The following is a 440-nucleotide window of genomic DNA, read 5'->3' as shown; positions in this document are numbered from 1 at the left end:
CGCAACGCGTCCCCCTCAGGGGCGAAGAACGATACGCCGGAGAACCGTTCATCCGCCATGACGAGGTGGCGTGATCGTGTCTTCCCGGACGCGGGTTGCCCGCCCAGAACAACGAGCTCGGGTGAGGCACTGGGGTTGATTTCGGCCAGCGCTACCGCAGCGATCTGCTCCTCGAAGATCGTCGTGAGTTCATCTTCGGCCAGCTGGTAGGTGTAGCTCACGACTGGTCGATCTGTGCACGCAACTGCGTGTGCAGATCGCGCAGTTCCTGCGTCATCGACAGTTGCTCAGCACGGTCCCTCGGGTTCACCGCGTCCACACGACGCGCCAACGCGACCGTCGCGTCGATGACCTGCTGCTTGGCTGCCGTATCCCCCGCAGCGTGAGCGCGGCGCTGCAGGATCGCGTAGTCGCCCCTGACCGTGGTCAGCGCCTCACGC

Annotated in this window: 2 protein-coding genes; both read right to left on the bottom strand. The window is 65.0% G+C overall.

Translation table 11 applies throughout. The features are described 5' to 3' along the window. Window positions 1-221, bottom strand: a 221-nt coding sequence (locus M3148_RS17305) for a zeta toxin family protein (protein ID WP_251305961.1), incomplete at its 3' end; no start/stop codon positions are given. Beyond that, the coding region (locus M3148_RS17300) for a hypothetical protein (RefSeq protein WP_251305960.1) at window positions 218-440 on the bottom strand (223 nt) is incomplete at its 5' end. The genes M3148_RS17300 and M3148_RS17305, both read right to left, overlap by 4 nt.

Origin of the sequence: Georgenia satyanarayanai, assembly GCF_023715365.1 — a bacterium.
Classification (GTDB): domain Bacteria; phylum Actinomycetota; class Actinomycetes; order Actinomycetales; family Actinomycetaceae; genus Oceanitalea; species Oceanitalea satyanarayanai_B.
This window is presented reverse-complemented; position numbering and strand designations above follow the sequence as displayed.